Below are 22,350 nucleotides of genomic sequence, written 5' to 3'. Positions count from 1 at the left end.
GTTGCTGCAGCGCCCGTGCCTCGTAGACTCATCTCCCGTGGCTCTTACTATCGGAATCGTCGGGTTGCCCAATGTCGGCAAGTCCACCCTGTTCAACGCTCTGACCCGCGCGGAGGTCCTCGCGGCGAACTATCCGTTCGCGACGATCGACCCCAACGTCGGCGTGGTCCCGCTGCCCGATCCGCGACTGGCGCAGCTCGCCGAGATCTTCGGCAGCCAGAAGCTGCTGCCGGCGACCGTGTCCTTCGTGGACATCGCCGGGATCGTCAAGGGCGCGAGCGAGGGCGAGGGCCTGGGCAACAAGTTCCTCGCCAACATCCGCGAGGCCGAGGCGATCTGCCAGGTCACCCGTGCGTTCTCCGACCCCGACGTGACCCGCGTGGAGGGCTCCACCGACGCCGCCGGCGACATGGAGACCATCACCACCGAGCTGATCCTCGCCGACCTCCAGACCATCGAGAACTCGATGCAGCGCCTGGAGAAGGACACCAAGCGCGGCCTCATCGACGCCGCCGTGCTCGAGAACGTCACCAAGGCCAAGGCCCTGCTGGAGACCGGCAAGACCCTCTACCAGGGCGCGAAGGACGCCGGCATCGACGTCGCCCAGCTGCGCGAGCTGCAGCTCATGACCGCGAAGCCCTTCATCTACGTCTTCAACACCGACGAGGACGGCCTCGCCGACACCACCATGCAGCAGCAGCTGCGCGAGCTCGTCGCCCCCGCCGAGGCGATCTTCCTCGACGCCAAGTTCGAGTCCGAGCTCATCGAGCTCGACGCGGACGAGGCCGCCGAGATGCTCGAGAGTACCGGCCAGGAGGAGTCGGGCCTGGACCAGCTCGCGCGCGTCGGCTTCGACACGCTCGGCCTGCAGACCTACCTCACCGCCGGTCCCAAGGAGTCTCGCGCCTGGACCATCCCCAAGGGCGCGACCGCCCCGCAGGCCGCCGGCGTCATCCACACCGACTTCGAGCGCGGCTTCATCAAGGCCGAGATCGTCTCCTTCGACCAGCTGATGGAGGCCGGGTCCATGGCCGAGGCCAAGGCCAAGGGCTGGGTGCGCATGGAGGGCAAGGAATACGTCATGCGCGACGGCGACGTGGTGGAGTTCCGCTTCAACGTGTAGGCAGGCACCTTCGCGCGTGTGCCGCAGTCGGAGCCGAGTGGCCCTCGACGCAAGTGTGATATCACGATATCGTTCTGGGGGAGGTGGTCGTGATGACGAACGTGCTGATCCGTGGTCTGAGTGAGTCTGCCGTCGAGCGCATCGATGCTGAGGCGGCGGCCCTGGGGCTCTCGCGCAACGAGTACCTGCGTCGGCGCTTGGAGCAAGATGCCCCGCCTCCAGCAGCGGCCACGGTCGATGCTGATGACTGGAGGCGCTCAGCGGAGGCTTTCAGGGATCTTGCTGACCCTGACGTGATGGATGCCGCGTGGCGGTGACGAACTGGTTGGTCGACAAATCGGCATACGTGCGGATGCAGGCCGGGCAGGCGGCGAGCCTCTCCGAGTGGAACTCGCGCATTGAGCGCGGGCTTATGCGTCTTTCGACGGTGACGCGGCTCGAACTCGGCTTCTCCGTCCGCTCGGGTGAAGTGGGGCGCGAGGCGTTCGGGTTGCCTCCGCTGTCGCTCATGCCGATCGAGCACCTCACGCCCGCGATGGAGGATCGCGCCTTCGAGGTGCAGATGCTCCTCGCCGATCGTGGCCGGCACCGCGCTCCGTCCATCCCGGATCTGCTCATCGCCGCGACGGCGGAGAAAGCGGGGTTGACCGTCCTGGCCGTCGACAAGGACTTCGATCTCATCGCGGAGGTCACCGGTCAGCCTGTGGAGACGCTCGTACTGAACTGACCCATTGCGGTCGCGTCACCGGCCCATGAATCGGCTGGCGGTGCAGGATCTCAGTGGGCTTCGAGACGATGTCCCGGCACTGGTGCCGCCAGTGCCCGTGCTTCCGTCAGATCCTGCGCAGCTCTGTCGCATCGGCGGCGTTCCACGCCGCCAGCAGCTGCAGTCTCTCCGCCGTCGGGGCGGTGGGCTCTGCGCGCGACGGCTTCGGCAATCGTGTCGAGGTGATGACGCCGGCTGCGTGACATGCGGTCGGTGCAGTCGCCCGCCGCCAGGGGGTGTCGTCGGAGAGGGTGGCCGCGCTCAGAACAGCGGCCACGGCACCGCCGGCATCTCGCCGCCCGGGGCCGGGAAGAGCCCGTCCTCCTGCAGCCGGGCGCATCGCGCTGCGAGGGCTGCGAGCTCGTCGGCGCTGAGCAGCTCCGCAAGACGCTCGCCGAGCTCGCCGTCCAGCTCGTCGGCGACGCGGCCGACGCCTCCCAGCTCCTCGGCGGTCAAAGGCTCGCCCAGCCAGCCCCACAGGACGGTGCGCAGCTTGTCGTCGTGGTGGAAGGTGAGGCCGTGGTCGACGCCGTAGCGGTGCCCGCCCTCCATGGCGAGGACGTGGTCGCCCTTGCGGTCGGCGTTGTTGACGATCACGTCGAACACCGCCATGCGCCTCAGCACGGGCGTGTCCTCGTGGGCCAGGACGATCCGCTGACCGTCCTGGTCCTCGCCCTCGAGGACGGCCCGCCAGCCCGTGTCGGGCACCTGGTCCGCCGCGACGAGGTCCACAGGGCTCTGATCGGGGTCCCGCTCCTGCCAGAGCTGCACCATCCCCTCGCCGAACGGGCCGTCGCGCAGCCAGGTGCGCGGCACGACGTCCCAGCCGAGGGCCTCGGAGACCAGGAAGGAGGCCACTTCCCGACGGGCCAGGGTCCCGCCGGGGAAGTCCCAGAGAGGGGCCTCGCCCGCCACCGGCTTGTACACGACCGCATCGTCGCCGATGCTGCCCAGGAACGTCGCGTTCGACGCCGTAGCGAGGCGACCGGTGAGCGTCAGCTCGGCGGTCACCAGGTCAGCCTGGGACATCAGGACTCGGGGATGATGCAGGTGTGGCCATCGGGGTCGATGGGATGGCCGCAGAGCGTGCACAGGGGACGCCCGGCGTCCACGACCTCGCGGGTGCGCTGGGTGAACGCCCTCGCGGTGCCGACGGGCATCTTCACCCTCAGCATCCCGGAGTCCTCGGCGAAGGAGTCCTCCGCGAACGCGTCCTCTGCGAGCCCCTCGTCGAGCTCGTCGTCGGCGGGCAGCGGATGCACCTCGATGATCAGCTGCGCCATGGTGGGGTCCCAGCCGATGCCGATGGTGCCTGCACGGAACTGCTCCTGGACGGCGTCGAGCGGATCGTTGTCGACGAGCTCGACGGGAGTGCTGGTGGGCACGCTCCAGCGGTTGCCCTCGACCTCGCGGAGCTGGTCGAGGACCTCGTCGATCTTCTGCGCGAGCAGGGCCGACTGCTCCTTCTCAAGGGCGATGCTCACGATCTGCGCCCCCGTGCGCGCCTGCAGGTAGAAGGTCCGGGCCCCGGGACGTCCGATCGTCCCGATGACGACCCGGTCCGGCCAGTCGAACTCATGAACATGGGCGGGCACGTCGGTCATGGGACGATCCTAGGCGTCGGGCCGTCGGCAGCGGGAGCTCCCGCACCGCCGCCCACCGCGGCGTCGCCGGCGCGGGCGCCTTCCGCGAGCCAGGACAGGTCGCCGGAGTCGGTGTTGCTCGCCAGGACCCTCGGCCTGCTCGCGCCGTAGCTCACGATCGACACCGAGGCGGGTCCCGCCTCGAGCCTCTGGAACATGTCCAGGTGCATGCCGAGCGCATCGGCCAGGACAGACTTGATGATGTCGCCGTGGCTCACCGCCACCCACACCGCCCCCGGCCCGTGCTCGGTCTCTATGGCCGCATCATGACGTCTGATCGCCGCCACCGCCCTGGCCTGCATCCCCGCCAGGGATTCACCACCGGGGAAGACGACTGCGGAGGGATGCGACTGCACGGTCCGCCACAGGTCCTCCTTCGCGAGCTCGTCGAGCCGGCGGCCCTGCCACTGCCCGTAGTCGCACTCCGTGAGCTCGTCATCGACCGACGAGGGCGGAGCGCCTGTCTGCCGATCGACGATGGCCCGGGCAGTCTCCAGGCAGCGATCGAGGGGGCTGGAGACCACCCTGGCCACGGGAACTGCCGCGATCCTGTCCCCGGTCCGCGCCGCCTGGTCCTGTCCGTGGGCGTCCAGGGCGACACCGGGGGTCCGCCCTGCCAGCAGTCCTGTCGCATTGGCTGTGGTGCGACCGTGCCGCACGAGGAGAACTGTCGCCATCCCTCCAGCCTAGCTGTTGCGGGTCATGACGTTGTGGACGCTGGCCGGGGATGAGGGAACGGGCCCCGTGACCGGCACGATGGGTGGTGTCTAAGCAACCATCTCGCAGGAGGGGACCCGTTCCATGACCCACCGTAATGCCCCGCTGACGACGCTTGGAAGGCAGCGAGCCGTCGACCAGGTGATCGGGAGAGGCCGTCCGATCGCGCACGTCGCCGCGGAGTTCCACATCTCCCGCTCGACCCTGTCGAAATGGGTCGGCCGCTACCGCGAGCATGGCGAGGTCGGTCTGCAGGACCGCTCCAGCGCGCCAATGAAGCGACCCACCCGGCTCCCGGTCTGGGTGCTCGAGCTGATCGAGTCCTGGCGACGAGAGAAGAAGTGGTCCGCCCGCCGGATCGCCCGCGAACTCACCGACGGCCACGGCTTCGCATGCTGCGTGCGGACGGTGACTCGTTGGCTGGACCGGCTGGGATTGAACCGGATCCGGGACATCACCCCGGACGGAGAGAACCTCCGCCGACCTGGGAAGATCCATGCCCGCTATCCCGGGCACATGGTCCACATGGACGTGAAGAAGATCGGCAAGCTCCGCGACGGCGGCGGGTGGTGGGCGCATGGCCGCGGTTCCGTGCAGGACAAGAAGAAGCACTCCCAGCGGATCGGCTACACCTACCTCCACTCGATCATCGACGGGTTCTCCCGCCTGGCCTACACCGAAGCACTCGAGGACGAGACCGCCGCAACGACCATCGCGTTCTTCCACCGAGCCCGGACGTTCTTCACCGCGCACGGCATCACGCGGATCTCCCGCCTGATCACCGACAACGGCAGCAACTACACCGCCAAGGCATTCCGACGGTCAACCAGGGCGTTCATCGGCCGGCACCAGCGCACCAGGATCTACACGCCCCGCCACAACGGGAAGGTCGAGCGCTACCAGCGGCTCATGACCGACGAATGCCTCTACGCCCGCGCCTACGACTCAGAGAACGAGCGGCGAGACGCGATCAGGATCTGGGTCCACCACTACGACTACCATCGCCCGCACACCGCCTGCAGCGATCAGCCCCCAGCCTCACGACTCCATACCGGCGTCGATAAAGTCATTGCCAACTACACCTAGCTGCGCGGTCGAGGTCCGCGTCAGCCTCTGTCCATCAATCACGGGGTAGGGCCCCTTCCATGTCGCCCGGCGGCCCGATCCCCGGTGCCGGCCCTGCCGGACTGTGCGGCCGGCAGGCGGCTGGTCTCGTCGCGTGACACAGCAGCGGAGCGTTCGACCGAGCAGCGTCGACGATGCGGCCTGGATGGCCGAGCTCCGTGCGGTAGTCATGCAGCCGGATCTTGAGCGCCTGGGGCGCTACGACCCGGAGCGCGTGCGGCGGCGATTCCTCGACTCGTTCACCCCGGCGCATACCCGGGTCATCCAGCACGCGGGGATCGACGTCGGCCTGGTCGCGGTGCGGCCCGAGGCGGAGGACGATGGCTGACTCTGACGGGATCGAGCCGCACCGCACCGGTGAGGTCCGCAGGGAGACCGTGGCGCTGCGACGGCTCCGCATGTCCGACGCCGCGGCGGTGCACGAGGCGTTCGCCTCGGCCGGCGACATGGCCCGCCAGGGGGACGTGACCACTGCGGAGGGGGCCGAGCGGTACGTCGCGCGCCTGCTCGAGGCGGGCTCGTCGCACGAGGCCTGGGCGATCGTCGAGGCCGACGAGCTGATCGGGGTCATCGGCGTCACGGTCGACGAGGAGAACCGCAGCGGCTGGTTCTGGTACTGGATGACGCACCGCGCGCGCGGACGCGGCCTCACCCGCCGTGCGGCCGCGACCGTCGCGGAATGGGCGCTCACCGAGCGCGGCAAGTTCCTCATCGACGGGCAGCGCATCGACGTCGAGACCTACGGCCGGCTGCGGGCGGATCCGGCACCCGAGTTCGACGCCCTGCCCCTGCTCATCGGTCTGTGAGCGCACCAGGCGGGGTGGGCGACCGTGCGATGTCGGCGGCGAGCACGGCCGGCCACCGTCGCACCTCCTCGGGCATCGAGGCGACCTGCAGCGCGGCGTTCGGCATGAGCGAGACCAGCGCCTCGGCGGTCGAGACCGGGTGACCCGGGTCGCCGATCCAGGCGAGCACCGTGGTCGGCTGGGCGAGACCCGCGATCTGCTCCGGCGCCGGGAGGTCGCTGAGCGCCGCCCCGCGATAGACGGCGGGCAGGAGATCCGCCGCGACATGAGGCACCGTGTCGGGGCGGCCTGGTGCCGCCGGCGGACGCGGGGCCGCGGCGTCGGCCGCGAGCACGCGCTCGACGCCGTGCGCCTCGAGGAACGTGGCGGCCCTGCGGTACTCCTCGGCCCGCGCCGCCCTCGTCGCCCAGGCGGTCGGCGGGAGCAGCAGGGTGAACCCGCTGAAGCGGTCGGGCTCCCGTACCGCCGCGTGGAGCAGCGTGCCCGCCCCCATGGAGGGGCCCACGCCGTGCACCTGCTCGCCGGGGAACCACACCTCGAGCAGGTGCAGCAGGTCCTCGGCGAGGGTGGGCCACAGATAGTCCTCCGGGACCGGACGGCCGGTGGAGTGTCCGTGCCCGCGCGCGTCGTAGCGCAGCAGTCGCGTGTCGGAGAGCCCGCGGCCGAGATCGAGATCCAGCAGCCGATCGCGGGATCGGCTCGAGGTGAGCCCGTGCAGCTGGACCACAGGCGGGCCGGACTCGTCGCTGAACGCCCAGGCGATCTGCGCTCCGGGGACCTCGATCCTGTGCATCTGATCGCCGCCTCTGCATCTGCGCTGGTCGCGCCTATAGTAGCGCCATGCGGCTCACGCACGTCTCCCACCTGCGGCTGCCGTTCGGGCCTCTGCTCGGGATCGATCTCGAGGCGTCGGCGCCCGGACGGTCTCTGCCGATCTCCTTCGACCAGGCGCGGCACGTGCAGCTCGGGGACCGGCCCGGGTCCTGGATGGCTCTCGCCTTCCGGCTGCCCGGCCCCCTCGAACGTGACGAGCTCGCCGCCGCGTGGACGGCGGTGGTGCGGACCCACGGCACCCTGCGCACCGTCTTCGTGGACCATGGAGACTTGCCCCCATCGCTGCACCAGGTCACGTACGGTCCCGGGACCTGGGTCGAGCACGAGGTCGCGCCCGGGCAGTCGATGAGCTCCGCGCTGCAGGGCGTCCTGGACGCGCACTGCCGACCGCTCTCGCGACCCTCGCACCGGCTGTGCATGATCGAAACGTCCGACGGGCCCACGCTCGTGGTCGCCGCCGACCACTCTCACGTGGACATGTGGTCGATGCTGGTCATCGTCCGAGACCTGCTGGCCGCCCTCGACAGGATCCAGCGGGGCGGGGTCCCCGCACCGGCGCACGTGCCTGCCTTCGTCGAGCACACGCAGGCTCTCCAGGACCTTCCCCCGGCGCCGGAGGAAGTTCAGCGGCGCTGGCAGGAGGTCATCGACGCGGGCGGCGGTGCGATGCCCCGTTTCCCGCTGCCGCTGGGAGCTCCGCTGGCCCATGCCGAGCGGGTCGTCGTCCGGGACGTGCTCGACGCCGACGCTCTGGCGGCCTATTCCGAGCGGGCGCGGCAGGAGGGGGTCTCGACCCTCGCCCTGACGATCTCCGCGATGACGAGCACCACCCGGGACCTGGCGGGCACGGCGCTGCGAGCCGTGTTCCCGGTGCACAGCCGCTACGAGCAGCGCTGGCACGACTCCGTCGGCTGGTTCATCACGAACTCGGTGCTGGAGTCCGGCGATCCCGACCCGTCGGCCTGCGCCGCCGCGCTCAAGGAGTCGCTGCGGCTCGGCTCCCATCCGCTCGCCGAGCTCATGACGCCATGGGGCGGCATGCCCGAGGCGCCGGGGATGCTGGCCGTGTCGTGGCTGGACATGCGTCGCCTGCCGGTGACGATCGACAACCAGGGCCTGGACGCCCAGTACATCAGCGCCGGCATCCGCACCGACGGGGTGATGCTGTGGTTCGTCACCGACACCTCCGGCATCCACCTGCGGTGCCGGTACCCGGACACCCCGGAGGCGCGGCAGAGCGTGGGCGCCTGGCTGGACGACCTCGTCGCCCGCATGCGTCGAGCGGGTGCCGGAGGAGGCTGATCCTCCTCGCGGAGGCCGACGCCCTCAGGCGGCACCTGCCCGAGCACGTCGCCCTCACCCTGGCAGAGCCCGGGTGCCTCCGCGTCGCGGTCGAGCCGACGGAGGACCCCCTGGTCTGGAGCGTCTCCGAGCTGTTCAGGGACCACGCCGCCTTCGAGGCGCACCGGGAGCGCGTCCGCTCCAGCGCCTGTTTCGAGGCCACGTCGGGGATCGCACGGGACTATGTCGTCAGTCCTACGCGGGACTAGGCCCCGTCACCGGGGCTGCGGCGTCAGCGTGCGGGTGTACTGCACCTCGCCGCCGGCATCGATCAGCTCGACGGTGAACTCCTCTCCGTCGGGCGCGATCTCCACCCGCCCGAAGAACTGGCCCTTCCCGTCGCGCGGGGAGCCCATCGCGGGGCCGGCCTTCTGGAAGTCGACCTCGGGGCCGAAGGTGCCGTCCATCTCGTTGGGGCCGAAGGAGCCGGCGTTGATCGGTCCGGCCACGAACTCCCAGAACGGGTCGAAGTCGGTGAACGCGGCCCGCTCGGGGGAGTAGTGGTGCGCGGCGCAGTAGTGGACGTCGCCGGTGAGGAAGACGACGTTGCGGGTGCGCTGGGACTTGATCCCCGACAGCAGGCGCGCGAGCTCCAGCTCACGGCCCAGGGGCGCGCCGTCCTCGGCGTTGGCGATCGACTCCTGGCCCTCGCCGTCGGGCACCACGATCCCCAGCGGCAGGTCCGCGAGGATCACCTTCCAGGTCGCCTGCGATCTGCGTAGACCCTTCAGCAGCCACTGCAGCTGCTCCTCGCCGAGCATCGACGTGGCGCGCTGCTCGCGCCCGTCGGTGTTCTCGCCCTTGTGGGTGCGCATGTCGAGCACGAACACGTCCAGCGCCGGGCCGCGGGAGATCTTCCGGTAGATGCGCTCCGGCTCGAAGCCGGTGCCGGGGGTCAGGGAGCGGACGTCGGCGATCGGCTGGTACTCCTGCCAGGCGCGTCGGCCCCGGGCGGCGAGGGTGTCCACGTCGACGACGCTGTAGCGGTCGTCCTCCAGCACCTCGCCGGGCCACCAGTTGTTGGTGGTCTCGTGGTCGTCCCAGGTGGCGATGACCGGGACCTCGGCGTACAGCGCGCGGATGTTCTCGTCCCTCAGGTTGTAGCTGTGGCGGCCGCGGAACTCCCGCAGGGTCTCGGCGACCTTCGCGACCTCGTCGGTGACCAGGTTGCGCCAGATCGTGCCGTCGGGCTCCTCGATGCTCTCCTCGATCGGGCCGTCGGCGTAGATCGTGTCTCCGGCGTGGAGGAAGAAGTCCGGCTCCACTCCGCGCATCGCCTCGTAGCCGAACATGCCGCCGACCTCGGGGTTGATGCCGTAGCCCTGGCCGGCGGTGTCGGCCGTCCAGACGAAGGACTGCGCCCCGTCGGAGCGGTGCCCGGGTGCGGTCCCGAAGCGGCCGACGCCGACCTCGCCCCGTTTCCCGTTCTCGTCCTCGAAGAACAGCTCGACCTCGTACATCGTGTCGGAGGGGAGGTCCGTCGCGCTGATCCGGGCGGTGAAGTCGGTCCGCTCGGTGGCCCAGGGGCCGCGCAGCACGATCGGCACGCCGTCCCGGCCGCGGGCCCTCCCGCGGCCCCTCGAGGAGGAGGTGAAGCGACGGCCCTCACGGTCCAGGGCGTGCAGGACCGCGTGGAGCCGGCCCTCGCCCGAGGCGCGGGTCCAGAGCACGGCGGAGTCCATGGTGACGTCGCCGGTCTGCAGGCCGGAGGGCAGGGTCAGGCGAGCGGCGGCGGGGCGGGAGGGCGCGGGGCGGGCGGCGGCGGACGGGGTGACGGCAGGGACCGCGGCGGCGAGGGAGGCCGCGGCGGCGCCCTTGAGGAGGGTGCGACGGGCAGGGGAGCGGAAGGTGTCCATGTCGGGAGTGAACTCCGCCAGGGTGACGAGGGCATGGCCCGACGATGAACTCCGAGCGGGCCCGGCGGTCACCGCCCGGCCCTGTCGTCGTCCCCGCAGCACGCGACTACCGTGGGGCCATGAGCACAGCGACGCCGCAGCGACCCGACCACATCGAGGTGCGCGGAGCGCGCGTGCACAACCTCCGCGGCCTCGACGTCGACATCCCGCTGGACCGCCTGGTCGCGATCGCCGGCGTCTCCGGCTCCGGCAAGTCCTCCCTCGCCATGGGCGTGGTCTACGCCGAGGGCTCCCGCCGCTACGTCGAGGCGCTGTCGACCTACACCCGTCGACGCATGGCGCAGGCCCCGCGCGCGGACGTCGATGAGGTCGTGCACGTCCCCGCCGCGCTCGCGCTGCGCCAACGGCCCGGGGTGCCGAGCGTCCGCTCCACCTTCGGCACCTCCACCGAGCTGCTGAACGTGCTGCGACTGATGTACTCGCGCCTGGCCTCCCACCTCTGCCCGAACGGGCACCGCGTCCCGCCCTCGCTGCTGGTCGCCGCCGAGGAGCCCTATCCCTGTCCGGAGTGCGGAGCGGACGTGGACCCGCCCGGCGCGGAGGCGCTCGCCTTCAACTCCGAGGGCGCCTGTCCCGCCTGCGAGGGCACCGGGATCGTGCGCGAGGTCGACGACGACGCCCTGGTCCCGGACCCCTCGAAGACCCTCGACGAGGGCGCCGTGAAGCCCTGGAACATGTTCGGCTGGAAGGTGCAGCCGGACATCGCCCGCGAGTTCGGGGTGCGCACCGACGTGCCCTGGCGGGACCTCGAGGACTGGGAGAAGGAGATCGTCCTGGACGGTCCCGAGGAGAAGAAGGTGATCACGGTCCGCTCGAAGAAGGGCGCCCACGACCTCGACTTCACCTTCCGCAACGCCCGCCTCACCGTCACCGAGGAGCTGCGCCGCGCCCATGACGAGAGGCGGCTCGCCCGCGTCTCCCGCTTCCTCGTCGAGCGCACCTGCCCCGCCTGCGAGGGCACGCGGCTCTCGCCCGCGGCGCGGGAACCCGAGATCGACGGGAAGGACCTCGCCGCCGCCTCCGCGATGACGCTCGACGAGCTCCTGGACTGGGCGCCGAGGATCATCGAGCCCCTACCGTCCGAGATGCATCCGATGGCGCGCGGGCTCGTGGACCAGTTCCTGCAGATGGCGGAGCGTCTCGTCCACCTCGGCCTCGGCTATCTCTCCCTGGACCGGGCCGGCTCCACCCTCTCCACCGGGGAGCGCCAGCGCGCCCAGCTCGCCCGTGCCGTCCGCAACCGCACCACCGGCGTGCTCTACGTGCTCGACGAGCCCAGCATCGGCATGCACCCCTCGAACATCGACGGGCTCGTCGAGCTGATCGGCGACCTGCTCGCCGACGGGAACTCCGTGCTCGTCGTCGACCACGACGTGCAACTGCTGCGCGAAGCCGAGGAGATCCTCGAGATCGGCCCCGGCGCGGGCGGCGACGGCGGCACCGTCATCGCCCAGGGGAGCGTCGAGGAGATCATCGCCGACGCCGCCTCCCGGCTCGGCCCGTTCCTCGACGGCCGCGAGGAGATCGTCGTCCGCGAGCGCGCCGCCGAGCAGGACGTCTTCGCGCACGGCGCGATCCGCCTGGAGAGCGCGCCGCTGCACACCGTCCGGGAGCTCGACGTCTCCGTGCCGCGCGGCCGCCTCACCGCGGTCACCGGCGTCTCCGGCTCGGGCAAGACCACCCTGGTGCTCGAGACGCTCGTGCCCGCCCTGCGCGCGAGCAGCGAGGGCCGCGACCTGCCCGCTCATGTCCGTGCGCTCGAGGCCGACGGGGTCGAGCACGTCCACCGCATCGACGCGACCCCGATCGGCGTGAACGTCCGCTCGACCGTCGCCACCTACTCGGGCGTGCTGGACCCCCTGCGGCGCGAGTTCGCCCGCACCCCGGCCGCGCAGGAGCGCGGACTGACCATGGGCGACTTCTCCTACAACACCGGCTCCCTGCGCTGTCCGCGCTGCGAGGGCACGGGCCGCGTCGAGCTCGACGTGCAGTTCCTGCCCGACGTCGACATCGACTGCCCCGACTGCGAGGGGAGCCGCTTTGCCCCTGAGGCCTCGGAGATCCGGCGAGGGGACGTGACCCTGCCCGGCCTGCTCTCCGCCACCGTCGCCGAGGCGATCGAGCTCGTCGGCGACGTCCGCGCCGTCCGTCGCACCCTCGAGACCCTGGTCGACCTCGGGCTCGGCTATCTCACCCTGGGCGAGGACACCCCGGCCCTCTCGGGCGGCGAGGCGCAGCGGCTCAAGCTCGCCGGGCAGATGGGACGCACCCAGCGCGACGCCGTGTTCGTCTTCGACGAGCCGAGCGTCGGCCTGCACCCGCTGGACGTGCGCACCCTCGTGCACGTCCTGGACCGGCTCGTCGACAACGGCGCGACCGTCCTGGTCATCGAGCACGACCTCGACCTGATCGCCAACGCCGACTGGGTGATCGACATGGGACCGGGCGGCGGCGCCGCGGGCGGCCGCCTCGTCGCCCGCGGCACCCCCGAGCAGATCGCCGCCGACGACGACAGCCTCACGGGCACCCATCTGCGCCGCCACCTGGGCGGATGACGGCGACGGGCACTCCGCCTGTGGAGAGCGAAGACGAGCCCCAGCACCCCCAGTACTTCCACGGCACGCGCGCGGCGCTGCGGCCGGGGGACCTGATCACCGCAGGCCACCGCTCGCGCTACCAGGACGACGTGGTCATGAACCACGCCTGCTTCACTCGCTCGCCGCGACGGCGGGGACCGGCCGCCGAGATCATCAATCGACGAGGGCGCGGACACCCCCCCCCACGGCTAGGCTGGCTACGGCCGTGCGCAGAGGCGCGGCACCCCGGCACGAGGAGACCCCATGGCCCTGCACGAGATCACCTTCCCCTCCGCGAACGGTCGCGACGAGATCCAGGCGTGGCTGCACGTGCCCGCCGCCGAGCCCCGTGGCATCGTGCAGATCGTCCACGGGCTCGGCGAGCACTCCCGCCGCTACCTGCATGTGATCAGCGCCCTCGTCGATGACGGCTTCGCCGTCCTCGCGGGCGACCACGCCGGCCACGGCGCGACCGCGATGCGCTCGGGAATCTGGGCGGACGCCGGGGACGAGGCGGCGCGCATCGTCGTCGAGGACGAGCTCGCGCTCCAGGCTCGTGCCCGTGAGATCCTGCCCGGCCTGCCGCACGTCCTCTACGGCCACAGCTGGGGCTCGATGATCGCGCGCGTCGTCGCGACCGCACCGCAGGCGCAGCTCGCCGGTCTGGTGCTCGGCGGGATCGCGGCGCAGATGCGAGGGATCGAGGCGAGCATCGACCGCGAGGCGCTCGCCGCCCTCGCCACCGGCGCGCAGAGGGCCGACCCCGCCCCCGAGGAGCTCGTCGCCCAGCTCTTCGACGGGTTCCTCGACCGCTTCGGGGAGGACGCCGGGCCCACCGCCTGGGTCGCGCTCGACGAGGACGTCGTCACCGACCACGGCCGCGACCCCCTCAACAACTTCGGCGCCCCCATGAGCGCCCGCTTCCTCCAGGGCTTCGTGGACGTCTACGACCGGGCGAACTCCGAGGCGTTCTACTCCGACCTGCCCGCGGGACTGCCCGTGCTGATCCTCGCCGGCGACCAGGACCCGGTGGCGAACTACGGCGAGGGCGCGCTTCACGTCGCCAACCGTCTGCACGAGGCCGGCTGCACCGACGTGCGCACGCGCATCTACCCGGGCGTGCGCCACGAGGTCCACAACGAGCCCACCACCCGCGACGACGTCGTGCAGGAGATCCTCGCCTTCGCCGATCGCGCGACGGAGGGCTGAGGGGCTGGGCCGACCGGTGGCGAGTGCGCCGAGCTATCGCTGTGCCGCCAGGTAGGCCCGGATCGCCTCCAGCAGCTCGGCGAGATCCCGCTTCGGCATCGCGAAGCCGTCGATCCTGTAGCGGTGCGCCGCCCCTGCTTGCCGCCGGTGCGCGCCGACACCCGGGGGCAATGGCACGATGAGCGTATGGAACCCGACGACGTGCAGTTCTTCCTCGCCCTCGAGGAGCAGGTGTGGCAGGCGCAGGTCACGGGGGACGTCGCGGCCGAGCGGGAGCTGCTGCCTCCGGACTTCCTCGGCGTGGAGACCGATGGGGTCAACGACCTGGAGCGCCATCTCGCCCAGCTGGCCGACGGGCCGATCACCGCGGACTTCGCGCTGTCCGAGGCGCGGCTGCTGCGGGTGGGGCAGGACGCTGTGCTGCTGAGCTACCGGGCCGACGCCCGCGCCGCGCGCGAGCAGGCCGCGGAGACCTTCTTCATCACCTCGCTCTGGCAGCGGCGCGAGGATCGCTGGTGGAACACCTTCAGCCAGGACACCCCCGCCGCCCGCTGAGCTCGTTCAGCCCGTCGGCCCTCCTCCTCACGCAGGTCCGTGCCGTGCTCTGCGAAGTGCCGGAAGTCCTCCGTGTGGGCCAGGGGGTGCTTCTCTGCCTGACCGATGTCATGACTGGCCCCTCCTCGTGCCGTTGCCGCCGTCGCCGGCGGTGGTGTCGTCGGAGTCGGTGGGGGCGGCGTCCGCCCCGCCGGTGCCGTCGCCCGCGTTCTCCGGCTCCCAGCCGTCGGCCCAGGTGTCGGTCTCGAAGTCGTACCCCACGGGCCTGCCGTCCTCATCAGTACGGCGGTACCAGTCGGTGTAGTCCGCATGCGTGGACTCGACGTCCGCTCCGGCGCCGGTCCCGGGCGCCGAGGGGACGACCTGGAGCTCGAAGTCGTCGTCGTACCTGTCGACGCCCGTCACGATGGCGTTGCGCAGGGCGGTGTCCGCGTACTTCTCGCGCAGCGTCCGCGGATCGGTGCTCAGCTCCCGCAGCCAGGCGATGATCAGCAGCAGCACGATGATCGCGAAGGGCACCGCGGTGATGATCACCAGCGACTGCAGGCCCTGCAGCGCGGACTCGTCGCCCAGCAGCAGCATCACCAGGGCGATGCCGCCCATCACCATGCCCCAGAACACCACCAGCAGCTTGGGCGGGTTCTGGCTGCCGCGCGTGGTGAGGATGCCCATCACCACCGAGGCCGAGTCCGCGGCGGTGATGAAGAAGATCGCCAGGATCGCCATGATCAGCACGGGCAGGACGTCTGCGAACGGCAGGTTCTCCACCATGTCGAACAGCACCTGAGCCGGGTTCACGGTCTCGATCTCCCCGAGCTTCCCGTCGCGATACATGGAGATGGCCGTGCCGCCCATCACGCCGTACGCCACGAACAGCAGCGCGGAGGGGATGAAGATGACCCCGAGGATGAACTGGCGGATCGTGCGACCGCGGGAGATGCGGGCGATGAAGATGCCGACGAAGGGCGACCAGGAGATCCACCAGGCCCAGTAGTAGACGGTCCAGGCGGACTGGAAGTCGAGCGTGTCCTGGCCCCAGGAGGCCGAGCGGCCCATCATCTCCAACATCGAGTTGAAGTACTGCATGACGCCGGAGGGCACCAGGTTCAGCAGCAGCAGCGTCGGGCCGAGCAGGAAGATCAGCCCGGCGAAGCCGATCGTCAGCACGATGTTGGTGTTGGAGAGGTAGCGGATGCCGCGGGAGACCCCCGAGACCGCCGAGATCACGAAGCCGATCGAGAGCACGCCGATGATCAGCACCAGCACCGTGTTGGTCAGCTCGGAGGCGCCGGAGACGATGACGACCCCCTCGCCGATCTGCAGAGCGGCGATGCCCAGGGCCGCCGCGGTGCCGAACAGGGTGGCGATGATCGCGAAGATGTCCACCAGCTGGCCGGCCCACCCCTCGGAGCGCTTCTTGCCGAAGAGGCGTTCGAACACGGAGGACATCAGCAGGGTGCGGCCGCGTCGGTATGCGGAGTAGGCGACGGCCCCGCCCACCAGGGCGTAGATCGCCCAGGCGTGGAAGCCCCAGTGGAAGTAGGTCTGCGCCAGGGCGTGGTGCATGGCCTCGGTGGACTCCGCCTCATGCGTCAGCGGCGGCGGGGACAGGAAGTAGGTCAGAGGCTCCGAGGGCCCCCAGAACATCACGCCGATACCGAGCCCGGCGGCGAACAGCATCGCCACCCAGCTGAAGGTCGAGAACTCGGGACGCTCCTCGTCCTTGCCCAGCGGGATCCTGCCGTAGCGGGTGAAGGCCAGGACCAGCATGGTCACCAGCACGATGCTGGCGACGGCGTTGAACAGCCACCCCAGGTGCTCCATCACCCAGCCGTAGGCCGCGTTCGCGACCACGCTGACGCTGTCGGTGGCGACGATGCCCCAGATCACGAATCCGACGGCGAGGACCCCGGCCACGGCGAGGACGAACTTGTCGATGCTGTAGCGGCGGCGCTGCTCGTCGATGGCGATGCCGGGCACGAGGGCGGGGTGGATGTTGTGGGGGTACTTGGGGCGTGCATAGTCGAAGGTCGCCAGCTTGTCCGAGCGGCGGGCGGCTCGACGTCGCGGCGCGGAGCGCTGGGTCTGCTCCGTTCTCTGGTGGGAGTCGTCCTCGGTGTTCACAAGGTCTCCGTTCGTGGGGAGTCGGGGAAGCGAATCGTGGTGCGGGTGCTGCAACGCCGGGCAGGGCCGATGGACGGCCCTGCCCGGCGCGGTCTCGGGGCACGGTCTCGCGGAGGGGGCACGGTCTCGCGGAGGGGGCACGGCCTCGCGGAGTGCGCGGATCAGGCCCCGTGGGGGCGGATCAGGCCTGCTGCTCGCGGATCAGGTCCGCGGCGCGCTCGCCGATCAGCATCGTGGTGATGTTGGGGTTCACCGCGACCAGCTGCGGCATGACCGAGCCGTCCACGACCCGCAGGCCCTTCACACCCTTGACCCGCAGCTGCGGGTCCAGCGGCGACATCTCGTCGTCGGCGGCGCCCATCCGCACCGTCCCCGCGGGGTGGTAGACGGTGTTGTGCGTCTTCGAGACGTAGTCGGCGATCTCCTCGTCGCTCTGCACGTCCTCGCCGGGGAACAGCTCCCGGCCGCGGTAGGCGTCCATCCCGGACTGGGCGACGATCTCGCGGGCCTTGCGGATGCCCGCGACGGCCACGCGCATGTCGTGGCCCTCCTCGTCGGTGAAGTAGCGCGGATCGACCTTCGGCTTGTCGCGATAGTCGATCGTGCGCAGGCGCACCGTGCCGCGGGAGCGGGCGTGGGTGACGTTCGGGGTCAGGGCGAAGGACTCCGGGGAGGTGGGGTAGCCCTGGCGGCGGGTGTGCATGTCGAAGGGCACCGAGCCGTAGTGCATCATCAGGTCCGGCAGGTCCAGGCCCTCCTCGGTGGGGGTGAAGATCCCGATCTCCCACCACTGGGTGGACTCGCGCGTCATCTTCTGCGTCGACTCCCAGGAGATGACCGCCTCGGGGTGGTCCTGCAGGTTCGAGCCGACGCCGGGGGAGTCCACGCGCACCGCGATGCCCACCTCGTGCAGGTGATCGGCGGGGCCGATACCGGAGAGCATCAGCAGCTTCGGCGAGTCGATCGCGCCGGCGGAGAGGATGACCTCCTTGCGGGCGTTCATGATCGAGGAGCGGTCGAAGGAGTTGTCGATGTACTCCACGCCCGTGGCCCGCTGGTCCTCGTCGAAGAGGACCTGCATGACCTGGTGCCCGGTGAGGACGTGCAGGTTCTCCCGGTCCCGGATCGGGTGGAGGTAGGAGACGGAGGAGGAGGCGCGGGTGCCGTCGGCCTGGCGGTTGACCTGGAACCAGTTCGCGCCGTTGACGACGGTGGAGAAGTCGTTGAAGCGGGCGCGGGGGATCCCGGCCTGCTCGCACGCGTCGAGCAGGGCGATGCCGAGCTTGTCGTCGGCCGGGGCGTCCATCAGCTCGACGGGGCCCTCGCTGCCGTGGCCGGCGCCCTCGCGGTCGCGGTTGTTCTCCAGGCGCTCGATGAGCGGGAGCATGTCCTTGGAGCCCCAGCCCTCGGCGCCGAGGCGCTCCCACAGGTCCATGTCCTCCGCCGGCGGGTGGAAGGCGATGCAGGAGTTGTGGGAGGAGCAGCCGCCCAGCACCTTGGCCCGGGCGTGGCGCATGAAGGAGTTGCCGTTCTCCTGCGGCTCGATCGGGTAGTCCCAGTCCAGCCCCGACTCCAGCAGCTCCGGCCAGCGCTTCAGCTGCAGCACCTCCTCGTGATCGAGGTCGTGCGGGCCGGCCTCGAGCAGCGCCACCTCGAGGCTCGGGTCCTCGCTCAGGCGGGCGGCGACGACGGCTCCGGCGGAGCCGCCGCCGACCACGATGTAGTCGTACTCGGCGATGGGGTTCTCGGACGTGAGGTCCTTCTGGGTCATCTCTTCTGCTTCCTGCTGAGAGGGGTGGGGCGAGGCGTGCCGTCCCGCACGGTGCCGCGCGGGACGGCGCGGGGGCGGTCAGCCCTTGCGGGGGAACCAGCCGGAGGCGGCCGGCTCGGTGTTCTGGTAGATGTGCTTGGCCTCGGTGTACTCCTCGAGACCCGTGGGGCCGAGCTCGCGCCCGAACCCGGACATCTTGAAGCCGCCCCACTCCGCCTGCGGCAGGTAGGGGTGGTAGTCGTTGATCCAGATCGTGCCGTGGCGCAGCGCGCGCGAGACCCGGTTCGCGGTGCCCGCGTCGGAGGTCCACACCGCGCCGGCCAGGCCGTACTCGGTGTGGTTGGCGATCTCGATCGCCTCCTGCTCGGTGGAGAAGGTCTCCACCGTGATCACCGGGCCGAAGCCCTCCTCGATCACGGCGGGGTTGTCCCGGGTGCAGCGGTCCAGCACGGTCGGGGCGTAGAAGAAGCCGTTCTCGTGCTCGGGGCCGCCCCAGTGGCCGCCGGTGCGCAGCCGCGCCCCGGCCTCGACGCCGCGCTTCACGTAGTCGGTGACCTTCTCGCGGTGGGCCTTCGAGATCAGCGGACCGGTCTCCGCGCTCTCGTCGAAGGGGCCGCCCATGACGATGCCCTCGGCGCGGGCGACGAGGTCGTCGACGAATCGCTCGGCGATGGACTCGTGGATGATCAGACGCGTGCCCGCCGAGCACACCAGGCCCGAGTCGAGGAAGCCGGCGTTCAGCGCGTTGTCGAGCGCCGCCCCGTAGTCCGCGTCGGCGAAGACGACGTTGGGGTTCTTCCCGCCGAGCTCGAGGGCGACCTTCTTGATGCCCTTCGCGGCGGACTCGGCGATCTTCCGCCCGGTGACCAGGCCGCCCGTGAAGGAGACCAGGTCGATCTCCGGGTGGGAGGACAGCGGGGCGCCGACGGTGCCGCCGTCGCCGAGCACCAGGTTCGCCACGCCCTTGGGGAGCCCGAGCTCGTCGAGTACCTCCATCATCAGGATCGCGGTGTGCGGGGTGAGCTCGGCGGGCTTGATCACGAAGGCGTTGCCGGCTGCGAGCGCGGGGGCGATCTTCCACGCGCCCTGCAGCAGCGGGAAGTTCCACGGCGTGATCATGCCGCACACGCCGACGGGCTCGCGGACCACGCGGGAGATCACCGCGGCATCGCCCGCGTCGACCAGACGGCCCGGGTCCTGGTCGGCGATCTTCCCGAAGTAGCGGAAGCAGGAGGCGATGTCGTCCATGTCGCCCTCGGCCTCGACCAGGCGCTTGCCGGTGTCCTGCGCCTCGGCGCGGGCGAACTCGTCCTTCCGCTCGGCCAGGCGATCCGCGACGCGCAGCAGGAAGTCGCCGCGCTGGCCGGCCGGGGTGCCGGACCACTCGCCGCGCTCGAAGGCAGCGCGGGCGGCGAGGATCGCGCGCTCGACGTCCTCGGCGCCGGCCTCGGAGACCACGCCCACCTCGGTGCCGTCGGCCGGACAGGTGATCGTGCGGGTCTCACCGGTGGAGGACGGCACCCAGGCGCCGTCGATGAACAGGGTCGCGGGGCTCTCAGTCATGGTTCTCCTTCGTCGTCCGCGCGGTGGCGGGGCCTGTGGGCTGGTCGGGCTGGGTCGCATCGGACCGGTGGTCCTCGCCCTGTGCGCCTTCGGGCTCGGCGTCGACGTGGTCGGCGTCGTCCCAGGTGTCCGGGGCGGTGACAGGGATCGTGCCGGTGGCGGTGCCGATCTCGTCGCTCATCGTCAGGTACATGATGTGAGCGTCGTAGGCGTCCAGGACGTCGCTGATGACCTGCTCCTTCGCGTACCCCATGATGTCGCGTCCGCGGGAGCCGGTGCGCGAGAAGATCTCGATGCGGTAGTAGACGTCCCGCACGGTGGAGAGGTTCGCGGCGAAGCTCGGCACCGAGTACGCGACCGGGTAGGCCTGATACTTGAAGTCCTCGGCATGCGGGAACGAGACGACCAGGTCGATGTACGGCACGCCGTGGTCGGGATGTTCGCCGCGATGGCAGGAGACATCCGCGCCGAGGGCGCGCAGCTCCGAGGCGACCTCCTCGACGGCGGGGGTCGCGACCTCCGCCACGAAGGCCCGGGCCCTGCCCTCGTCGGCGTAGGACATGCGGCCCCGCAGGCGCTGCTGCCACGGGACGCGGTCGTGGGACTCGCCGCCGCGCACCCGGGAGGTGAGCACGCCGGGCAGGGCCGCGGTGCGGGCGTCGAGGTCCATCTGCTCGGTGCGCAGCACCTTCCACAGGCTGAACATCACCAGGTACACCAGGATCGACAGCGGCAGGCCCACCACCACGGTCGCGGCCTGGAGGGTGTACACCCCGTCGATGAAGAGCATCACGAGGGTGAGCGCGCCGGTGACCACGGCCCATACGATCCGCAGCCAGGGCGGGCCGTCGGAGTCCGTGCTGGAGGCCTTCGAGGTCATGTTCGCCATCACCAGCGAGCCGGAGTCCGCGGAGGTGACGTAGAAGAACAGTCCCGTCACCACGGCGAGCGAGACGGTGAAGAGCGCACCCGGGTACTGCTCGAGCAGGTTGAAGAAGCCGGACTCGGGCTGGTTCACGGCGAGGTCGAGGAAGTCTCCGTCGCCTGCGAAGCTCAGCGCCGCGTTCCCGAAGATCGACACCCACAGCAGGATGAACGAGAAGGGGATCAGCAGCACGCCGACGACGAACTCGCGAAGGGTGCGGCCACGGGAGATGCGCGCCAGGAACAGGCTCACGAAGGGCGCCCAGGCGATCCACCATGCCCAGAAGAACAGGGTCCAGTCCGCCATCCACTGGTCGGAGGGGTAGTCGGCGGCGCCGTCGGTGTAGGCGAAGGTGTTCATCATCATCCCGGGGAAGCGGGAGAAGAAGTCGCCGATGTTCTGGACGAGGGCGTTGAGCAGCTGGTGGGTCTGCCCGGAGAAGAGAACCCACAGCATCAGTGCGATCGCCAGCAGCACGTTGAGCTCGGAGAGGCGACGGATGCCCTTGTCGACGCCGGAGACGGTCGAGACGATCGTGATGCCGACCGCGAGCGCCATCAGGGCGATCTGCACCGAGATCGAGTTCGGGATCCCGAACAGGGCGGAGAGCCCGTAGTTCAGGAACACCACGCCGATGCCGAGGGAGACGGATATCCCGAAGATCGTGCCGATCGTCGAGCCGATCTCGGCGACATGGCCGACGGCGCCGTGGATGCGCCGGCCGAAGATCGGTGCGAGCGCCGAGCGGATCGACAGCGGCAGGTGGTAGCGATAGGCGAACAGGCCGAAGGCCATGCCCATCAGCGCGTACATCGCCCAGCCGGGGATGCCGTAGTGGAAGATCGTCCAGATCGTCGCCATCCGGGCGGCCTCGTCGGAGCCCGCCGGCGCATCGGGCGGGGTGAGGATGTTGGTGGCCGGGCCCGAGATGCCGAAGAACATCAGGTCCACGCCGATGCCGGCCGCGAACAGCATCGCCGCCCAGGTGAAGAGGTTGTACTTCGGCACGGAATGATCCGGGCCCATCCGGGTGCGGCCCACGCGGGAGAGCGCCACGAGCAGCACGAAGACGACCACGATCGCGGCGGTCAGGACGTAGTACCAGCCGAAGTTCGTCGCGATCCAGGCCATCGAGCCGAAGATCGCGGTCTCGGCGGCGCCGGGCCAGATCGCGGCGAACAGCACGAACGCCACGATGATCACGGAGGTGCCGACGAAGACCGGCAGGTTCACGCGGGAGTGCGCGGGCCGAGCACCTCCCTCCTTCTGTGCGCTGGGGGCGGGCGGGGCCTCGGCCATCACGATCCTCTCGGTCGACGCTCGGGACAGGACCGCTCGCGGCACGAGCGATCCGAC

General features: G+C 70.6%; 22 protein-coding genes. 12 read left to right on the top strand and 10 right to left on the bottom strand.

Going from position 1 to position 22,350, the window contains the following annotated elements; all coding sequences use genetic code 11:
- Positions 1–37: 37 nt before the first annotated feature.
- From ychF to L3K22_RS08860, 3 genes are all read left to right on the top strand, one after another.
- Positions 38–1,123, top strand: coding sequence for a redox-regulated ATPase YchF (gene ychF / locus L3K22_RS08870; protein ID WP_263311055.1), 1,086 nt, complete (start codon positions 38–40; stop codon positions 1,121–1,123).
- Positions 1,124–1,215: 92 nt separating this feature from the next.
- Entirely contained in the window at positions 1,216–1,440 is a 225-nt protein-coding gene (gene vapB, locus L3K22_RS08865) for a type II toxin-antitoxin system VapB family antitoxin (protein ID WP_053918634.1), read from the top strand.
- Positions 1,431–1,850, top strand: a complete 420-nt coding sequence (locus L3K22_RS08860) for a PIN domain nuclease (protein WP_070502224.1) — start codon at positions 1,431–1,433, stop codon at positions 1,848–1,850. The genes vapB and L3K22_RS08860 overlap by 10 nt, the downstream gene beginning before the upstream one ends.
- A gap of 300 nt (positions 1,851–2,150) precedes the next feature.
- Here L3K22_RS08860 and L3K22_RS08855 read toward each other — a convergent pair whose 3' ends face one another.
- Genes L3K22_RS08855 through L3K22_RS08845 form a run of 3 tightly spaced genes read right to left on the bottom strand, consistent with a single transcriptional unit; the run spans position 2,151 to position 4,209 of the window.
- Positions 2,151–2,918 carry an SCO1664 family protein gene (locus L3K22_RS08855; RefSeq protein WP_263311054.1) on the bottom strand — a complete coding sequence of 256 codons (768 nt, stop codon included), beginning with the start codon at positions 2,916–2,918 and terminating at the stop codon, positions 2,151–2,153.
- The gene (locus tag L3K22_RS08850; RefSeq protein ID WP_263311053.1) at positions 2,918–3,493 is read right to left on the bottom strand and encodes a DUF3090 domain-containing protein; all 576 of its coding nucleotides are present in this window, start codon (positions 3,491–3,493) and stop codon (positions 2,918–2,920) included. Before L3K22_RS08850 ends, L3K22_RS08855 begins: the two co-directional genes overlap by 1 nt.
- Positions 3,490–4,209 (bottom strand): histidine phosphatase family protein, encoded by a 720-nt coding sequence (locus L3K22_RS08845; protein WP_263311052.1) that lies wholly within the window; start codon positions 4,207–4,209, stop codon positions 3,490–3,492. The genes L3K22_RS08850 and L3K22_RS08845 overlap by 4 nt, the downstream gene beginning before the upstream one ends.
- Positions 4,210–4,333: 124 nt before the next feature.
- Here L3K22_RS08845 and L3K22_RS08840 point away from each other — a divergent pair, with 124 nt between their 5' ends.
- The 3 genes from L3K22_RS08840 to L3K22_RS08830 all read left to right on the top strand — a co-directional run bounded on the left by L3K22_RS08840 (position 4,334) and on the right by L3K22_RS08830 (position 6,180).
- A complete protein-coding gene (locus L3K22_RS08840) occupies positions 4,334–5,335 on the top strand; it encodes an IS481 family transposase (RefSeq protein ID WP_263311051.1) in 1,002 nt (333 codons plus the stop codon).
- A gap of 184 nt (positions 5,336–5,519) precedes the next feature.
- A complete protein-coding gene (locus L3K22_RS08835) occupies positions 5,520–5,702 on the top strand; it encodes a hypothetical protein (protein ID WP_263311050.1) in 183 nt (60 codons plus the stop codon).
- A complete protein-coding gene (locus L3K22_RS08830) occupies positions 5,695–6,180 on the top strand; it encodes a GNAT family N-acetyltransferase (protein WP_263311049.1) in 486 nt (161 codons plus the stop codon). The genes L3K22_RS08835 and L3K22_RS08830 overlap by 8 nt, the downstream gene beginning before the upstream one ends.
- On the opposite strand, the gene L3K22_RS08825 is transcribed toward L3K22_RS08830, so the two are convergent.
- Positions 6,167–6,973 carry an alpha/beta fold hydrolase gene (locus L3K22_RS08825; protein ID WP_263311048.1) on the bottom strand — a complete coding sequence of 269 codons (807 nt, stop codon included), beginning with the start codon at positions 6,971–6,973 and terminating at the stop codon, positions 6,167–6,169. The two genes, L3K22_RS08830 and L3K22_RS08825, sit on opposite strands and share 14 nt — an antisense overlap.
- A gap of 47 nt (positions 6,974–7,020) precedes the next feature.
- Between L3K22_RS08825 and L3K22_RS08820 the strand changes: the two genes are divergently transcribed.
- On the top strand, positions 7,021–8,316 hold the full coding sequence (locus tag L3K22_RS08820) for a condensation domain-containing protein (RefSeq protein ID WP_263311047.1): 1,296 nt from the start codon (positions 7,021–7,023) through the stop codon (positions 8,314–8,316).
- Positions 8,217–8,564 (top strand): putative quinol monooxygenase, encoded by a 348-nt coding sequence (locus L3K22_RS08815; protein ID WP_263311046.1) that lies wholly within the window; start codon positions 8,217–8,219, stop codon positions 8,562–8,564. Before L3K22_RS08820 ends, L3K22_RS08815 begins: the two co-directional genes overlap by 100 nt.
- Positions 8,565–8,570: 6 nt before the next feature.
- On the opposite strand, the gene L3K22_RS08810 is transcribed toward L3K22_RS08815, so the two are convergent.
- A complete protein-coding gene (locus tag L3K22_RS08810; protein WP_263311045.1) occupies positions 8,571–10,211 on the bottom strand; it encodes an alkaline phosphatase D family protein in 1,641 nt (546 codons plus the stop codon).
- Between the two features lie 119 nt (positions 10,212–10,330).
- Between L3K22_RS08810 and L3K22_RS08805 the strand changes: the two genes are divergently transcribed.
- From L3K22_RS08805 to L3K22_RS08795, 3 genes are read left to right on the top strand one after another with little or no spacing between them, the layout of a single operon-like run.
- Positions 10,331–12,826: an excinuclease ABC subunit UvrA gene (locus L3K22_RS08805; RefSeq protein ID WP_263311044.1), complete on the top strand. Its 2,496-nt coding sequence runs from the start codon at positions 10,331–10,333 to the stop codon at positions 12,824–12,826.
- Complete coding sequence (locus tag L3K22_RS08800) at positions 12,823–13,275, top strand: NAD(+)--rifampin ADP-ribosyltransferase (protein WP_263311043.1); 453 nt, start codon at positions 12,823–12,825, stop codon at positions 13,273–13,275. Before L3K22_RS08805 ends, L3K22_RS08800 begins: the two co-directional genes overlap by 4 nt.
- Positions 13,160–14,056 (top strand): alpha/beta fold hydrolase, encoded by an 897-nt coding sequence (locus L3K22_RS08795; RefSeq protein WP_263311082.1) that lies wholly within the window; start codon positions 13,160–13,162, stop codon positions 14,054–14,056. The genes L3K22_RS08800 and L3K22_RS08795 overlap by 116 nt, the downstream gene beginning before the upstream one ends.
- Positions 14,057–14,089: 33 nt before the next feature.
- Here L3K22_RS08795 and L3K22_RS08790 read toward each other — a convergent pair whose 3' ends face one another.
- Positions 14,090–14,233 (bottom strand): hypothetical protein, encoded by a 144-nt coding sequence (locus L3K22_RS08790; RefSeq protein WP_263311042.1) that lies wholly within the window; start codon positions 14,231–14,233, stop codon positions 14,090–14,092.
- A 9-nt stretch (positions 14,234–14,242) separates the two neighbouring features.
- Between L3K22_RS08790 and L3K22_RS08785 the strand changes: the two genes are divergently transcribed.
- Positions 14,243–14,611 (top strand): nuclear transport factor 2 family protein, encoded by a 369-nt coding sequence (locus tag L3K22_RS08785; RefSeq protein WP_263311041.1) that lies wholly within the window; start codon positions 14,243–14,245, stop codon positions 14,609–14,611.
- Between the two features lie 108 nt (positions 14,612–14,719).
- Here the strand turns inward: L3K22_RS08785 and L3K22_RS08780 are convergent, their stop codons facing one another.
- The 4 genes from L3K22_RS08780 to betT form a co-directional block, all read right to left on the bottom strand.
- Positions 14,720–16,735 (bottom strand): BCCT family transporter, encoded by a 2,016-nt coding sequence (locus tag L3K22_RS08780; protein ID WP_263311040.1) that lies wholly within the window; start codon positions 16,733–16,735, stop codon positions 14,720–14,722.
- A gap of 181 nt (positions 16,736–16,916) precedes the next feature.
- A complete protein-coding gene (locus L3K22_RS08775; protein ID WP_263311039.1) occupies positions 16,917–18,506 on the bottom strand; it encodes a GMC family oxidoreductase in 1,590 nt (529 codons plus the stop codon).
- Between the two features lie 78 nt (positions 18,507–18,584).
- On the bottom strand, positions 18,585–20,069 hold the full coding sequence (locus tag L3K22_RS08770) for an aldehyde dehydrogenase family protein (RefSeq protein ID WP_263311038.1): 1,485 nt from the start codon (positions 20,067–20,069) through the stop codon (positions 18,585–18,587).
- Positions 20,062–22,293 (bottom strand): choline BCCT transporter BetT, encoded by a 2,232-nt coding sequence (gene betT, locus L3K22_RS08765; RefSeq protein WP_263311037.1) that lies wholly within the window; start codon positions 22,291–22,293, stop codon positions 20,062–20,064. The genes L3K22_RS08770 and betT overlap by 8 nt, the downstream gene beginning before the upstream one ends.
- Between the last annotated feature and the right edge of the window lie 57 nt (positions 22,294–22,350).

Origin of the sequence: Brachybacterium atlanticum, from assembly GCF_025669985.1 — a bacterium.
Taxonomy (GTDB): domain Bacteria; phylum Actinomycetota; class Actinomycetes; order Actinomycetales; family Dermabacteraceae; genus Brachybacterium; species Brachybacterium conglomeratum.
This window is presented reverse-complemented; position numbering and strand designations above follow the sequence as displayed.

Coding starts and splice junctions, on each gene's coding strand:
- vapB (WP_053918634.1), top strand. CDS start 1,216: ATGACGAACGTGCTGATCCGTGGTCTGAGTGAGTCTGCCGTCGAGCGC.
- L3K22_RS08855 (WP_263311054.1), bottom strand. CDS start 2,918: ATGTCCCAGGCTGACCTGGTGACCGCCGAGCTGACGCTCACCGGTCGC.
- L3K22_RS08850 (WP_263311053.1), bottom strand. CDS start 3,493: ATGACCGACGTGCCCGCCCATGTTCATGAGTTCGACTGGCCGGACCGG.
- L3K22_RS08845 (WP_263311052.1), bottom strand. CDS start 4,209: ATGGCGACAGTTCTCCTCGTGCGGCACGGTCGCACCACAGCCAATGCG.
- L3K22_RS08840 (WP_263311051.1), top strand. CDS start 4,334: ATGACCCACCGTAATGCCCCGCTGACGACGCTTGGAAGGCAGCGAGCC.
- L3K22_RS08835 (WP_263311050.1), top strand. CDS start 5,520: ATGGCCGAGCTCCGTGCGGTAGTCATGCAGCCGGATCTTGAGCGCCTG.
- L3K22_RS08830 (WP_263311049.1), top strand. CDS start 5,695: ATGGCTGACTCTGACGGGATCGAGCCGCACCGCACCGGTGAGGTCCGC.
- L3K22_RS08825 (WP_263311048.1), bottom strand. CDS start 6,973: ATGCACAGGATCGAGGTCCCCGGAGCGCAGATCGCCTGGGCGTTCAGC.
- L3K22_RS08820 (WP_263311047.1), top strand. CDS start 7,021: ATGCGGCTCACGCACGTCTCCCACCTGCGGCTGCCGTTCGGGCCTCTG.
- L3K22_RS08810 (WP_263311045.1), bottom strand. CDS start 10,211: ATGGACACCTTCCGCTCCCCTGCCCGTCGCACCCTCCTCAAGGGCGCC.
- L3K22_RS08805 (WP_263311044.1), top strand. CDS start 10,331: ATGAGCACAGCGACGCCGCAGCGACCCGACCACATCGAGGTGCGCGGA.
- L3K22_RS08800 (WP_263311043.1), top strand. CDS start 12,823: ATGACGGCGACGGGCACTCCGCCTGTGGAGAGCGAAGACGAGCCCCAG.
- L3K22_RS08785 (WP_263311041.1), top strand. CDS start 14,243: ATGGAACCCGACGACGTGCAGTTCTTCCTCGCCCTCGAGGAGCAGGTG.
- L3K22_RS08775 (WP_263311039.1), bottom strand. CDS start 18,506: ATGACCCAGAAGGACCTCACGTCCGAGAACCCCATCGCCGAGTACGAC.
- L3K22_RS08770 (WP_263311038.1), bottom strand. CDS start 20,069: ATGACTGAGAGCCCCGCGACCCTGTTCATCGACGGCGCCTGGGTGCCG.
- betT (WP_263311037.1), bottom strand. CDS start 22,293: ATGGCCGAGGCCCCGCCCGCCCCCAGCGCACAGAAGGAGGGAGGTGCT.